The sequence below is a fragment of the Flavobacterium panici genome, assembly GCF_024499525.1.
Lineage (GTDB): Bacteria > Bacteroidota > Bacteroidia > Flavobacteriales > Flavobacteriaceae > Flavobacterium > Flavobacterium panici.
Genome location: NZ_CP100437.1, coordinates 711,429 through 725,068, shown reverse-complemented (window position 1 = coordinate 725,068; position 13,640 = coordinate 711,429). Strand labels below are relative to the sequence as shown.

The window sequence follows — 13,640 nt, the reverse complement described above, 5'->3', positions numbered from 1 at the left end:
ATCGGAACGCTCTAGCCAAATGAGCTAATCCCCCAAAGTGTTAACAAATAAAGTCAAATATTTCTCAAAAAACAAATTTCAGAACCTATCAGATAAAATATTTTTCAAAAGCGTAACTTTACGTTTAAAAATATTTTTATGAGTTCAGAAAATACAAAAGGATCTTTAGAGACTTCTTTTCAAGATACAATTGCCACAGTGCAGTTTGGGCATCCTGCAAGTAATTCTTTTCCGCGTGAATTATTGAATCAATTGACAACAGAAATTAATGAATTGAGCCGAAATGAGAATGTTTCGGTTATCATTTTAAAGAGTCAGGGCGCAAAAGCTTTTTGTTCAGGAGCGTCATTTGATGAACTTTTACAAGTCGAAAATGAAGAGCAGGGAGCAGAATTTTTCTCTGGTTTTGCACATTTGCTAAATGCAATGCGTAATTGTAATAAATTAATTATTGGCCGCGTTCAGGGAAAAGCAGTTGGAGGAGGTGTAGGGATTATTGCGGCTTGCGATTATACTTTTGCAACATTGTTAAGTGATGTGAAATTGTCAGAACTCGCTATCGGACTTGGACCTTTTGTAATTGAACCGGCTGTTTCTCGTAAAATAGGAAAAACTGCAATGGCCGAAATGACATTGGCTGCCGAGCAATGGAAAACAGCTGAATGGGCTTTTCAAAAAGGGCTATATTCTGTTTTATGTGATGCTTCTAATCTGGATAACGATGTTCAGAATTTTGCTAAAAAATTAAGTTTATACAATCCCGAAGCGCTTCAGGAAATGAAAAAGATTATTTGGGAAGGTACAGAACAATGGGAATCATTACTAATCGAAAGAGCTTCAATTACAGGAAAACTAGTTTTGTCTGATTTTAGCAGAAATGCCTTGAGACAATTTAAAAAATAAGTTTGCTTAATAATTTAAACACATAGAAACATAGTTTTTTGGCTTTTGTATAAAGGCGTTTCACTTGCATTTATGCACATAGCTATGCGTGAAAAACTGGTTTTTTTATTATTCTTTTATCAAGTATAGAAATCTATGTTTCTATGTGTTAAATAAATTCTTTGAATATGTATATTATTTCATTACTGCAAAAAGTCGATGTTGCAGAGAAAATTAAAAACGCTCCAGACAGCGGTTATCAAATTGGAGTTTTGATTGGATCTTTTATTCCGTTCCTGTTTTTAATAGGAATTGCTTACTGGATGTATATCAGAGCCAAAAAAAGAGATAAAAACGGTTATTAATTTGTAAATTTGCAACCTTAAATTAAAAATCGATGAGTAATATCAGAATTACAAAACAATTTAGTTTCGAAACCGGACATGCATTGTACGGTTACGACGGAAAATGCAAAAACGTTCACGGGCACAGTTATAAATTGTCGGTAACCGTTATTGGCTCGCCAATTACTGACAGGTCTAATGTGAAATTCGGAATGGTGATTGACTTTTCTGATCTAAAGAAAATTGTAAAAGAAGAAATCGTCGATCAGTTCGATCATGCAACTGTTTTTAACCAAACAACGCCACATGTAGAATTAGCAAATGAATTAAAAAACCGCGGGCATCATGTAATTTTGGTTGATTATCAGCCAACAAGTGAAAACATGGTGGTAGATTTCGCAGAAAGAATCATCGCAAGACTTCCATCTGGAATCTCTCTTTTCTCCCTTAAGCTTCAGGAAACAGAATCTTCATTTGCTGAATGGTACGCATCTGATAATATTTAAATTTCAAAAAAAAGAAATTCCAAATTCCAAGTTTTTCACTTATAACTCATAATCCATAACTTCACGAATGAAAAAAGTATATTTTGCTTCAGATCAACATTTTGGTGCGCCAACTCCTGAGTTGAGCCTGCCGCGTGAGCAAAAATTTGTGGCTTGGCTTGATAAAGTTAAAGAAGATGCCGAAGCGATTTTTTTATTAGGTGATTTATTTGATTTTTGGTTCGAATACAAAACTGTTGTTCCAAAAGGTTTTGTTCGTGTTTTAGGAAAACTGGCTGAAATTCGCGACAGCGGCATTCCGATTTATTTTTTCGTTGGAAATCACGATTTATGGATGAATGATTATTTTCAAACCGAATTAAATATCCCGGTTTACCACGACAATAAAGAATTTACTTTTAACGGAAAAACCTTTTTAATTGGTCACGGCGACGGAAAAGGTCCTGGCGATAAAGGTTATAAACGAATGAAAAAGGTATTTACAAATCCGTTTTCAAAATGGTTATTTCGCTGGCTTCATCCAGATGTTGGTGTAAGTTTAGCACAATATTTATCAGTAAAAAACAAACTAATTTCCGGTGACGAAGACGTAAAATTTTTAGGTGAAGAAAACGAATGGCTGGTTTTATACGCCAAACGTAAATTAGAAACCAAACATTACAATTACTTTATTTTCGGACATCGTCATTTACCAATGATAATTCCGGTAGGCGAGGATTCAAACTACGTAAATCTGGGTGACTGGATTGGATATTTTACTTATGGAGTTTTTGACGGCGAAACTTTTGAACTTCAAAAATTCGAATCGTAATTACTTTTTTTCCATTGGATAAATACCAATTTTATGTGTTCTCAGAATATATTCTGAAAGTTGTTTACTGTTTGAAAGCTGAAATTTAATTGCTCCTGATGTTTTTTTCGGCATATGACATTCTACACAATTATCGGCCATTAATTTCTCAGGCATTATTTTTAGTGTTTTTTCATTGTGTTTTAAACCTTGATGACAAGTCATACAAATTTTAGAATACGATGCCATATTCTTAGAAGCATTTTCATGCGGATTATGACATGTAATACAATCCATTTTTTCGCTGTTTATAAAACACTTGCTTTGCGCCATCAAACGAAACTGATTTCCATGAACATCAAAATTGGCTGTATCGTTAATACTTCTGGTTTCACGATAAAACTCAGATAAATTATCTCCCGGTTTAAATTCAAAACGTGATTTCATTTTCATTCCGTCATTTCCAGCGTGGCAAAGCGCACAGGCATCCAGTTTTTGCTGTCTGTTTAAAGTTTTAAAACTGGTAATGCTGTTTGCAACTTTTACATTTGGATTTTTTAAATGAAAATCAACGTGTTTTTTTGCCGGACCATGGCAGCGCTCACAATCAATTCCGTAAATAATGGTTTTTTTATCGATAATATCTTCAACATCCATCGATAGAAAATTTTTCTCCTCAGAATTTTGATTGACGCTTCTGCTGCTGGCATTTGATGCATGGCACGAATAACAATCTTTAACTACCATTCGGTCAAAATAAGGTTTATCAGCAGGAAATCCCGGACTTGTTGCCCAATTATGTATAGAATTGTAATAAGAAACAGGTAATTCGTATGTATTATTATTACGCCAGTAAACAGAAGTCTGCGCGTGTTTTACTCCAAAAACAATATCAAATGGATGCGCTTCGACTTCTTTTCCGTTTTTATATAAAACCTGATAAAGACTATCGTTACGTTTTTCCATGACTAATTTGGTGTTTTTGTAATAAATAAAAGTATGATCGCCTTTGTCAAAATCGCCTAAAACATTTTCTGAAATTGCGGGAGCAGTTGCTTTAAAGTGAGAACTCTGCAATGCCATGTTATATTGAACCTGATGACATTGAATACAGCTTTCAGAACCGGCATAGTCAGTTCCGCGCGGATCAATATATTCATCAGATTTGTTGCTGCAGTTAGTAAAGAAAACTGATAAAACAACAAGGGTAAAAAGAATGCCAATTTTTTTCATTGTTGTAAATATACTTTATTTTGAATACAATCAAAATATATTTGAATAATGAAAAAATGGTGTTAAAATATTTAGAATGTTTCTAGTTTAAGCCAACTCCGTAAACATATTCATCTAATTCAATTTTAAATAAAGAACCTTCAACTAAATCTTTAATTGATTTCAGTTCCGTCATCGAAACAGCAAGATCTATTGAATTGCAAGGCGTTTTCAATAAAAATTTATGGCAGGAATATTTCATTTCGCAAGCTTCGCAACAAGTATTTTCCATCATACTGTCTTCGATTAAATCACAAAACTGGTTCAATTCTGATAGACTGAAATAAAAGCCTGTTTCTTTAAAAACCAATTGCACCTTGTCCAAAATGGTTTGATTATTTTGTTTCCAGTAAAAGGTTATTCCAAAATTGTTATGATATATCTTCTCTATTTCTCTCATCGTAAATCCTTTTATTTCAACAAATATAAATATTATTTATATTAATTCTAAATAAAAAATCATAAAAATGAAAAAATATTGAACCATATAAGTGATATAAGTTCATTTAATAAATATTAAACATAAAACTTAAATTACCTTATATCACTTATATGGTTTAAAAAACTATTTAAGCCATTTATTTATTTTGGAAAGAAATTCAACTTGTTGATCAACAAAAAGATAATGGGAACAATTATCCAGAAATGCGAAGTGATCTTTGCCAGCCCGGTTTTTTATCGAAGTAATTTGTGCCGAAGAGAAAATACCGTCTTGTTTTCCGTAAATAGCGAAAATTGGAATTCTTTTGGCTTTAATTTTCTTTAAAAAAGGCCTGCTGTCGATGTTATTTTGCTTTTCGTTTTGATAAAAAAGCAAAGGTGCATTTTTGTTCCGAATGTTGGTTTTAAAAAATTCTCCAGCTTCATAATCAGCATATAATTTTTTTGATGCCTTGGTGGGTTTTGGCATTTTAAAATAATTTTCATCACTTGCCAAGTCAAAACAATGTTTTCTATATCCGGCAGAATTTTTATCTAGTTTTTCTATGTAAGCTATTTTATTTAGTGTTTTAGAATCGCCGTCATGAATTTTCTTTATAGAATTTAAAATATGGTCGTAAGTTTCCTGCTGAGAAAATAATGCTCCGGCCAAAACCAAAGCGCTTACATTCTGCGGATATTTATTGGTATAAAGTGTAGCAACTAAACCGCCAAAACTATGGCTAAGTAAAACCGCTTTCTTTAAATGGTATTTTTTATAGATTGAATTTAAATCCTGAAAAGCTTCTTCATAAGTAAACTTCGCATCAGGATCTGCAGATCTTCCTTCACCTCTTCGATCGTATGCAATAACATAAAAACCTTGATCAGCCAGATTTTGAGCTGTTGTTCCTTCAAATAAAGTTGCATTGCCACTTGGGCCTCCATGAATAAAAATAAGCGGTTTATTCTTTTCGTTTCCGTATGTTTTGATATAAAGATTTTGACCGCTTGCGAAAAAAGATATTACAAAAAGAAAAGTAAAGAGTATTTGTTTCATTTTTGAATTCGAATCAATTTGAATTTTTATTTCAATAAAGTATATATAGTAGTGTCTTTTGCAAAATAGTGATGATCTTTTTCGTCATAATACTTTAAAATGAGATCCATTTTTAAAGTGTCAGTTTTAATTTTAATATCTTCTTTTCTAAAATATAGATTCCTTTCAAATTGAAATTCAGATAATTTCTTTTCAAATAAATAATATTTTTCTTGAGTTACTTTATAAGTACAACATTCTTCCAATCCTCGAAACTCCTTTTTAATTTGAATTTTTTCATTTTCAAATCTTATATCATTTTGGGTGCAAAAGCAAAAAATAAAAATTGATGCTAAAGTAGTTCCCAAAGTTTTATTGATCAACCAGCTGAAAAAAATGAAAACTGGAGAGAAGATATAAATTGAAAAGTATAAAGCCCTTTTTTTAAATGGCTTCACATAATAAAAGAACAAGATGCAAGCTGAAACATAAAGTAGAATTTTAAGAACTAAACGGATATTGGCAATTAAGCTAATTTCGAAAACAACATTAATTATTAAATTAATTAAAAGTATAATTAATGTTGCAAGATGTATTCTTAAAATTATATTTTTAATTTTCGCCATTACTCCTGATTATGATGATCATCCATATCTTTTTTAAGATCTAAATTTCTAAAAGTAGGAGATATAAAACCAAAACCTAAAACCGTCAAAAGTGTGATGCTTCCTCCAAAAATAACCGATGTAACCGTTCCCATCAATTTAGCAGTTGCACCACTTTCAAAAGCACCTAATTCATTAGAAGATCCAACAAAAATTGAATTTACGGCACCAACACGTCCGCGCATGTGATCCGGAGTTTTAAGCTGTAAAATGGTCTGACGAATTACTACAGAAATTCCGTCGGCAAGTCCGCTTAAAAATAAAGCAAAAACCGAAAGCCAGAGCGACGTAGAAAGACCAAATAAGATGATTGATAATCCGAAAACAAATATGGCGACTAAAAGTTTCTTTCCTGCATTTTTGTATAAAGGCACATAAGCAGAAACGAGCATTGTAATAAAAGATCCAACTGCAGGCGCGGCTCTTAATATACCAAATCCTTCAGGACCGACTTTTAAAATATCCTGCGCAAAAACGGGTAATAAAGCAACTGCACCTCCAAAAAGTACAGCGATCATATCAAGCGATAAAGCACCTAAAACAATTTGATTTTTAAATACAAAAGTTAAACCTTCTGTAAGACTGTCTTTTATTGATTCTCCAATCTTCGGATTGATGATTGGTTTTGTATTGATTTGTGATAAAGCTGCTAATGAAAGAAGAGAAAATCCGAAAACAAGGCACATTGACCAGTGAACCCCAATCCAGTTAATTGAAAATCCAGCCAGCGCCGGGCCCATCACGGCTCCAATCTGCCAAACAGAACTACTCCAGGTAGCAGCATTTGGATATGCTTTTTTAGGAATAATAAGTGATAATAGAGAGAAAATAGTTGGCCCAAGAAAAGCTCTAACTAATCCGCCCAAAAAGACTAAAGTATAAATGGAATATAAAATAACAGTTGGAGACCAATCGCCAACTACTTTTGGCCAGGTCAGTAAAAACAGTCCAAAACTAATTACCGAAAATCCAAAAATACATTTTACGAGTAATCCTTTCTTTTCTTTTTGGTCTACAATATGTCCCGCAAACAATGCCATCGAAACAGCAGGAATAACTTCCATTAAACCAATAATTCCCAGCGAAAGTGGGTTTTTAGTTAAACTGTAAACTTCCCATTCAATCACGATAAACTGCATCGCCCAGGCAAAAACCATGCAGAAACGAAGTAATAAAAACACATTGAATTCTCTGTAGCGAAGTGCCTGATACGGATCTGGCTTGTTTGATTTAGTTGTCATTTGTTCTAATGTCTTTCAGCATAAGCTGTGTTGAAATAGTTCCGTTCCATTCGTTTTCGGCAATTGTATAAGCCAATTGAAACAGATTTTGATTTTGTGCTATATTGAGTTTTTTTCCGAGTCCGAAGCCAATAGCAGCAATTCCGTCGGAATTAGATTGTTTAACGAAAAGTCTTAAATGTTCTTCTTCAGCGCCCAGTGTTTTAGCATAACCCGTATCTTTTATATCTGAAGTCATAAAAACCGGCGTCATATTCTGCGGACCAAAAGGCTCGAATTGCTTTAAAATCCGGATGAGTTTTGGTGTAATATCTGAGAAATTTATTTCAGAATCAATTTCGATTTCCGGAGTTCGCATTTCCGGTAAAATAGTTTCCTGTACACATTTCTCAAAAGCCTCTTTAAAAAGCTGATAATTTTCTGCTTTTAAAGTCATTCCCGCGGCATACATATGACCTCCAAATTGTTCCAAATGTTGGGAACAAGCATCGAGTGCATTATAAACATCAAATCCTTTTACAGATCGGGCAGAAGCCGCATATTTGTCTCCGCTTTTAGTAAAAACCAAAGTCGGACGATAATAGGTTTCAATTAATCTCGAAGCCACAATCCCAATCACGCCTTTGTGCCAGTCTTCTTGAAAAACAACTGTAGAAAAACGTTCTTCTTCTTTATTTTCCAGAATTTGCTGAAATGCTTCTTTGGTGATTTTTTTATCTAAATCTTTTCGGTCTGCGTTGTATTGTTCAATTTCTGAAGCGAATTGCTGCGCTTGCTCAAAATCAAATTCGGTTAATAATTCAACCGCATGATTTCCATGTTTTATTCTTCCTGCCGCATTAATTCGGGGAGAAATAATAAAAACCACATCGGTAATATCTAAAACTTTCTTTTTTACCTGATGAACCAGAGCTTTAATTCCAGGTCTTGGTTCGCTATTAATTACTTTCAAACCGAAATAAGCGAGAACACGATTTTCGCCAGTTATCGGAACAATATCTGCCGCAATTGCCGTAGCAACTAAATCCAGATAGGGAACCAAATCTTCGATAGTTTCATTTCTGTTTAGACCTAAAGCCTGAATCAATTTAAAACCAACGCCGCAACCGCATAATTCGTCGTAAGGATAGGAACAGTCTTCTCTTTTTGGATCTAAAATTGCAACCGCATCCGGAAGAAATTCCCCGGGTCTGTGGTGATCGCAAATAATAAAATCTATATTTTTTGCTTTCGCATAAGCGATATGATCGATTGATTTTATTCCGCAGTCGAGCGCAATGATTAAAGAAATCCCATTATCGTCTGCATAGTCAATTCCTTTGTAGGAAATGCCATATCCTTCGTCATAGCGATCTGGAATGTAAGTGGCAATATGGGAATAATGTGATTTTAAATAGGAGGAAACTAAAGAAACAGCCGTTGTTCCGTCAACATCGTAATCGCCAAAAACTAATATGTTTTCCTGATTTTCGATTGCCTTTTCTATTCTTGCAACGGCTTTGTCCATATCCTTCATCAAGTATGGATCGTGAAGATGTTCTAAAGACGGACGAAAGAAATTCTTGGCATCTTCAAAAGTATCAATGCCACGCTGAATCAAAAGTGTTGCTACAAAATCTTCTACATTTAGGGCTTGCGCCAAATGTTTGATTTTATCTTCAGAAGGTTTTGGTTTTATGGTCCAACGCATTTTTTAATTGTAGATTTTAGACTTCAGATTTTAGATTCTCAAAACTGGCGTTTATTAAAACTATTAAATCTTCAGGATTTTTATTTTGACTTTTGAAATTGTGAAATTCATTGTTTATTGATATATCTAACGCTTTTCCATTGCTAATTTTAATTAGATATGGAAATCCTTTTCGTTTAGAAACGTTTAGTAACATATGTGAAAGATATTCCCGGTTATCTTCATTTCTAATTCGTCTACCTTCAAGAAAAATCGGTTCAATGTCATTAGTGAGATTTGGAATAATATTTTTTTCGATATAATGATGATTGTTTTTGCGATTGTTGTAACAGAAGATTTTTTTTCCTTCGATCGATAATAAATAATTGCTATATCTTTTTTTGAATCCTTTTTTTTGAAAAAATTCAAATATCAAATAAACCAGAATTACAGGAAAGAATAATATAGACAAAGGAATGCCAATTATAAGCAGAAATATTATAATTGGGATTTCTTTTAATCTTTCCTTCATTTTAAAAAAGTATTAGTATTATTTCAGTTCCAAGGCATTTCCTTCAAACTTAATTCCGTCCCAGCCTAAGTTGATGAAATTCCTAATATTTTGATGATTCGTTCCGTTTGGATCTCCTAAAACTTCTTCAAAATAGAAAGCTCCAAAACACGCTAAAGTTTCTTCTTTGCTTAAGTTTTGCAGTTTTGCAAAAGAAAATAATTTACAAGAACCTGAATTTTCTCCGGCAGCATTATGCTGTGTTCCGTTTTGAAAAGCAGTTGGCGTAAAGTTGTAATTTTCTTCGATTACTGCAATAGTTTCAGGAAATGTTATTTGAGTTGGAGTTTGTTTTACTTTTTCTAAAAAGGCTTGTATGCTCATGATGATTATATTTGATTTTTTTGCCACAGATTAAAATGATTATAATGATTTTTTATTTTTTTTGCCACGAATTTCACGAATTTCCACTAATTTAATTCGTGCTAATTCGTGAAATTGCTTCGCCTGTCGCTATCGCTCGAGTCGTGGCAAAAAATAATCCTTTTAAATCTTTTTAATCTGTGGCATGAATAAATTATTCTTCTTCGTCTTTAGAAAATTTACTTTTCTTAGCTTCTTTTGTTATTGTTTTTCCGGCAACGACCACGACAATTTCGCCACGCGGAGCTGTTTTTTCGAAATGCGCTAAAACTTCTTTCGCCGTTCCGCGTACATTTTCTTCGTGTAATTTTGATAATTCCCTTGAAACGCAGACTTGTCGGTCTTCTCCAAAATAGTGAATAAATTCAGCTAATGTTTTAACAAGTTTATGTGGAGAAACATATAAAATCATGGTTCTGGTTTCTTCGGCTAGGGCCAAAAATCGAGTCTGACGTCCTTTTTTATCAGGAAGGAAACCTTCAAAAATAAATTTATCATTTGGGAGTCCGCTGTTTACAAGTGCGGGAACAAAAGCTGTTGCGCCCGGAAGACACTCTACTTCAATTTTATTTTCGACACAAGCGCGAGTTAACAAAAATCCAGGATCTGAAATTGCCGGAGTTCCTGCGTCAGAAATTAGAGCGATCGTTTCGCCGGCTTTCAAACGTGCAATTAAATTTTCGGTTGTTTTGTGCTCGTTGTGCATATGATGGCTGTGCATGTGCGTGCCAATTTCAAAATGCTTCAGGAGTTTTCCGCTTGTTCGGGTGTCTTCCGCCAAAATCAAATCGACTTCTTTCAAAACCCGAATGGCTCTAAAAGTCATGTCTTCAAGATTGCCAATTGGCGTTGGAACGATATATAATTTTGACATATTTTTTTATATTATAACACGAATTTCACGAATTAACACAGATTATAAGTGCTTTTAAAAATTTCACAAAGAAAAAATTCGTGTTAATTCGTGAAATCTGTGTTTTATTTTTCTAAGCGAATTTTTTCTCAATAATTCCAAGAAAGCGTTCCGCGTAATCGTCTTTTCCTTCCCAATTATTATAATCCGGTTTTACCATGTTTTCGATAAAATCCTTTGCTTCTACATAAGAATCAAAAGTTAATAATTGGTTTAAAACGCGACTGTAATCTTCTGTACTGTTTCCGAAAAGATTTTTTGTAAAAGCAATTCTGTCATTTAAGTCAATATGGAAACCTTTTGCCAATTTTTCGTTTAAAGAAACTGACTTTGCTTCTTTCGGAGTTTCTAAAACTGGGATTTCAAAATTCTTTTTCTCTTTTAAATCATTGTTTGAAGAAGAAACAGGTTCGAAACTATCCACTTTTACAAATTGTGCATCGGCATAATTGATTCCGAAATCTTCAAATGCAATTGGAATTGGAGTTCCTTTTGATTCTGTTTTAGGTTCTTCTTTAATTTCCTCTTTTATTTCTTCTGTGTCTAACTCAAAAGCAGGTTTGAAATCCGGAATTGGTTTTAAATTATTTACAGTCGTAAACGAAAGTTCTTCAAGATTGTTTTTTGAATCTTCTGCCTTTTCAACTTCTTCTACAACTTCTGGCTGAGGAATTTCTGCAGCAATTGGCTCTTCTATTTTTTCTTCAACAGGTATTTCAACGGTTTCCTGAACAGGTTCAGAAATTGTCTCTTCAGGAATTTCTGCTGTTATTTCTTCGATAATCGCAGGTTCAGGAGTTTCTTCTTCTTTAATTTCTTCAACAACTGGAACTTCAGCAGTTTCTTCAGCTTTAACTTCTTCAACAATAGCCGGAGCAGCAATAGTTTCTGTCTGAATTTCTTCTTTTTCAAAAATAGTTTCAATTTCAGAACTGATTTCGCTGTGGCTGATTGTTGGTTTTACCTCGTCAAAATTTTCATCGACAAATTTTAAAATCGCTAATTTCTCGTATAATTTCTGAGTTTCAAGATATAATTGATTGATATCGGATTTATTTTTAAGTTTTAAAATTCGATGTGCAATGCTGATTAAATCGGCTTCCAATTTTTTTTTCATAACTGTTGAAATTATAGTGAATAAGGTATTTTAGTGTATTTGATGCTTGAATGTCTTTATTCTTAAGGAAAACGGACAGATATTTTAAAGATATTTTTTATTTCTGTTAATAAGCGTCTGCCAATCCCTGATTTGATAAAAATTTTCTACTTTTGAAAAAATGTAAAACAGCACATTTTTACGTCGATTTATTACCAGTACAAAGTAATAAAAACTATTCATTTTTAAAGGCAGAAAAATACAAAATGTTTCTCGAAAATACAGTAAATCACAAAGAACAATTTGGTTGGATTGAAGTTATTTGTGGATCAATGTTTTCGGGTAAAACCGAGGAATTAATCCGCAGATTAAAACGCGCCCAGTTTGCCAAACAAAGAGTCGAAATTTTTAAACCCGCTATTGATACCCGATATCATGACGAATTGGTGGTATCGCACGATGCCAACGAAATTCGTTCTACTCCAGTTCCGGCTGCAGCCAATATTGCTATTTTAGCACAAGGTTGTGACGTTATAGGTATTGACGAAGCTCAGTTTTTTGATGATGAAATTGTTACAGTTTGTAATGATCTTGCTAATCAGGGAATTCGAGTGATAGTTGCTGGACTTGATATGGATTTTAAAGGAAACCCTTTTGGGCCAATGCCGGCACTTATGGCTACTGCCGAATATGTAACGAAAGTTCACGCTGTTTGCACCAGAACCGGAAATCTTGCGAATTACAGTTTCCGTAAAACGGATAATGATAAATTGGTAATGCTTGGTGAAACTGAAGAATATGAGCCGCTGAGCCGTGCTGCCTATTTTAAAGCAATGAAAAAAAACCAGGAAAAATAAATCTAGATTCTATTTAACTTTAATAACCAATACAAGAAAAGCAAAGTATGAGAAAACAGAATATCTTACTATTAGTTGTGATTGGAATTGCGGTGGCTTTAGCTGTTTATTTTCAATTTTTTCTTTCGGAAAAAGCAGATGAGGTAAGCACTGAAATAACTGAATTAGTTGAAAAATATAATAAAAGCTGTCCGTTAAAAATTCAGGAGGGCATTCGTTTAGACAGCGTTAGTTTACATGAAGAAAGAGTTGTTCAGTATAATTTGACATTGCTGAATGTAGCAAAAGAAACTGCGGAAGTTAATGTTATACAAGACGAAATTGAGAAAAGTCTTTTAAGTACAGCAAAAGCAAATCCGGGGCTTCAGGTTTTTAGAGACAATGATTATACTTTGATTTATAGTTATAGTGATAAAAAGAAAGGATTTTTGTTTACGGTGAAGATATTACCGGATCAATATAAATAATTTGAACTTTTACAAGTTGGTAAACCCGATAGGTTTTTAAAACCTGTCGGGTTTGTTGTTTTTTAGAAGTCATTCCATTCCATACATTCCATAGGAATGTTTCATCGGTAGAAAAATATTGGATTTGTGAGGTATACGTTCCGTAGAAACGTTTGATTAATATAACAGACATCGTTTTAATATAAAAAACCAAGTGTCCCGAAGGGACACAATGCCAAACGCTAATTTTTTTTTCTACCAACCAGATATTCCTACGAAATAACAAATAATATCAATTAATGTAAACTGGACAGAAGTCCAGTTCTACAAAATAATTCGTTCCTTCGGAACTAAGAAAGAGCCAGAGGCTCGATATATATTGTAGGGCTGGACTTCTGTCCAGTTTAAGATGTAATGATGAGTAAAAGCACAACCCGATTTTTTAAAAACCTATCGGATTTGTTGTTTTTAAAAGGAAATATTCATTCCGTAGGAATTTTTCATTGGTAGAAAAATATTTGTTTGTGAGGTACGTTCAATAGGAACTTTTGATTAATCGATAATGA

17 protein-coding genes are annotated in these 13,640 nt (G+C 33.4%); 6 read left to right on the top strand and 11 right to left on the bottom strand.

The window, feature by feature from the left end; translation table 11 throughout:
* The first annotated feature begins 138 nt into the window (after positions 1 to 138).
* The 4 genes from NLJ00_RS03405 (at position 139) to NLJ00_RS03390 (ending at position 2,543) form a co-directional block, all read left to right on the top strand.
* On the top strand, positions 139 to 903 hold the full coding sequence (locus tag NLJ00_RS03405; protein WP_256636234.1) for an enoyl-CoA hydratase/isomerase family protein: 765 nt from the start codon (positions 139 to 141) through the stop codon (positions 901 to 903).
* Between the two features lie 167 nt (positions 904 to 1,070).
* Positions 1,071 to 1,247, top strand: a complete 177-nt coding sequence (locus NLJ00_RS03400; protein WP_180856906.1) for a hypothetical protein — start codon at positions 1,071 to 1,073, stop codon at positions 1,245 to 1,247.
* Between the two features lie 32 nt (positions 1,248 to 1,279).
* Complete coding sequence (locus tag NLJ00_RS03395) at positions 1,280 to 1,732, top strand: 6-pyruvoyl trahydropterin synthase family protein (protein WP_256636233.1); 453 nt, start codon at positions 1,280 to 1,282, stop codon at positions 1,730 to 1,732.
* Positions 1,733 to 1,799: 67 nt separating this feature from the next.
* Positions 1,800 to 2,543: a UDP-2,3-diacylglucosamine diphosphatase gene (locus NLJ00_RS03390; RefSeq protein ID WP_180856905.1), complete on the top strand. Its 744-nt coding sequence runs from the start codon at positions 1,800 to 1,802 to the stop codon at positions 2,541 to 2,543.
* Here the strand turns inward: NLJ00_RS03390 and NLJ00_RS03385 are convergent, their stop codons facing one another.
* The 10 genes from NLJ00_RS03385 to NLJ00_RS03340 form a co-directional block, all read right to left on the bottom strand.
* Entirely contained in the window at positions 2,544 to 3,755 is a 1,212-nt protein-coding gene (locus NLJ00_RS03385; RefSeq protein WP_256636232.1) for a cytochrome c3 family protein, read from the bottom strand.
* Between the two features lie 82 nt (positions 3,756 to 3,837).
* Positions 3,838 to 4,194, bottom strand: a complete 357-nt coding sequence (locus NLJ00_RS03380; protein ID WP_256636231.1) for a hypothetical protein — start codon at positions 4,192 to 4,194, stop codon at positions 3,838 to 3,840.
* Positions 4,195 to 4,359: 165 nt separating this feature from the next.
* Positions 4,360 to 5,274: an alpha/beta fold hydrolase gene (locus NLJ00_RS03375; RefSeq protein WP_256636230.1), complete on the bottom strand. Its 915-nt coding sequence runs from the start codon at positions 5,272 to 5,274 to the stop codon at positions 4,360 to 4,362.
* 26 nt (positions 5,275 to 5,300) lie between these two features.
* On the bottom strand, positions 5,301 to 5,879 hold the full coding sequence (locus tag NLJ00_RS03370) for a hypothetical protein (protein WP_180856901.1): 579 nt from the start codon (positions 5,877 to 5,879) through the stop codon (positions 5,301 to 5,303).
* Positions 5,879 to 7,159, bottom strand: a complete 1,281-nt coding sequence (locus NLJ00_RS03365; protein ID WP_256636229.1) for an MFS transporter — start codon at positions 7,157 to 7,159, stop codon at positions 5,879 to 5,881. The genes NLJ00_RS03370 and NLJ00_RS03365 overlap by 1 nt, the downstream gene beginning before the upstream one ends.
* Complete coding sequence (gene recJ / locus NLJ00_RS03360) at positions 7,149 to 8,849, bottom strand: single-stranded-DNA-specific exonuclease RecJ (RefSeq protein ID WP_256636228.1); 1,701 nt, start codon at positions 8,847 to 8,849, stop codon at positions 7,149 to 7,151. Before recJ ends, NLJ00_RS03365 begins: the two co-directional genes overlap by 11 nt.
* 16 nt (positions 8,850 to 8,865) lie before the next feature.
* Positions 8,866 to 9,360, bottom strand: a complete 495-nt coding sequence (locus NLJ00_RS03355; protein ID WP_256636227.1) for a hypothetical protein — start codon at positions 9,358 to 9,360, stop codon at positions 8,866 to 8,868.
* Positions 9,361 to 9,378: 18 nt separating this feature from the next.
* Positions 9,379 to 9,723, bottom strand: a complete 345-nt coding sequence (locus NLJ00_RS03350) for a HopJ type III effector protein (RefSeq protein WP_256636226.1) — start codon at positions 9,721 to 9,723, stop codon at positions 9,379 to 9,381.
* Positions 9,724 to 9,916: 193 nt separating this feature from the next.
* Positions 9,917 to 10,636, bottom strand: coding sequence for a 16S rRNA (cytidine(1402)-2'-O)-methyltransferase (rsmI, locus tag NLJ00_RS03345; RefSeq protein WP_256636225.1), 720 nt, complete (start codon positions 10,634 to 10,636; stop codon positions 9,917 to 9,919).
* Positions 10,637 to 10,748: 112 nt separating this feature from the next.
* On the bottom strand, positions 10,749 to 11,792 hold the full coding sequence (locus NLJ00_RS03340; protein ID WP_256636224.1) for a hypothetical protein: 1,044 nt from the start codon (positions 11,790 to 11,792) through the stop codon (positions 10,749 to 10,751).
* 245 nt (positions 11,793 to 12,037) lie between these two features.
* Here NLJ00_RS03340 and NLJ00_RS03335 point away from each other — a divergent pair, with 245 nt between their 5' ends.
* Complete coding sequence (locus NLJ00_RS03335) at positions 12,038 to 12,628, top strand: thymidine kinase (RefSeq protein ID WP_053473446.1); 591 nt, start codon at positions 12,038 to 12,040, stop codon at positions 12,626 to 12,628.
* 47 nt (positions 12,629 to 12,675) lie between these two features.
* On the top strand, positions 12,676 to 13,095 hold the full coding sequence (locus NLJ00_RS03330) for a hypothetical protein (protein ID WP_256636223.1): 420 nt from the start codon (positions 12,676 to 12,678) through the stop codon (positions 13,093 to 13,095).
* Here NLJ00_RS03330 and NLJ00_RS03325 read toward each other — a convergent pair.
* Positions 13,061 to 13,267, bottom strand: a complete 207-nt coding sequence (locus NLJ00_RS03325) for a hypothetical protein (protein ID WP_256636222.1) — start codon at positions 13,265 to 13,267, stop codon at positions 13,061 to 13,063. The genes NLJ00_RS03330 and NLJ00_RS03325 overlap by 35 nt on opposite strands.
* Positions 13,268 to 13,640: the final 373 nt, after the last annotated feature.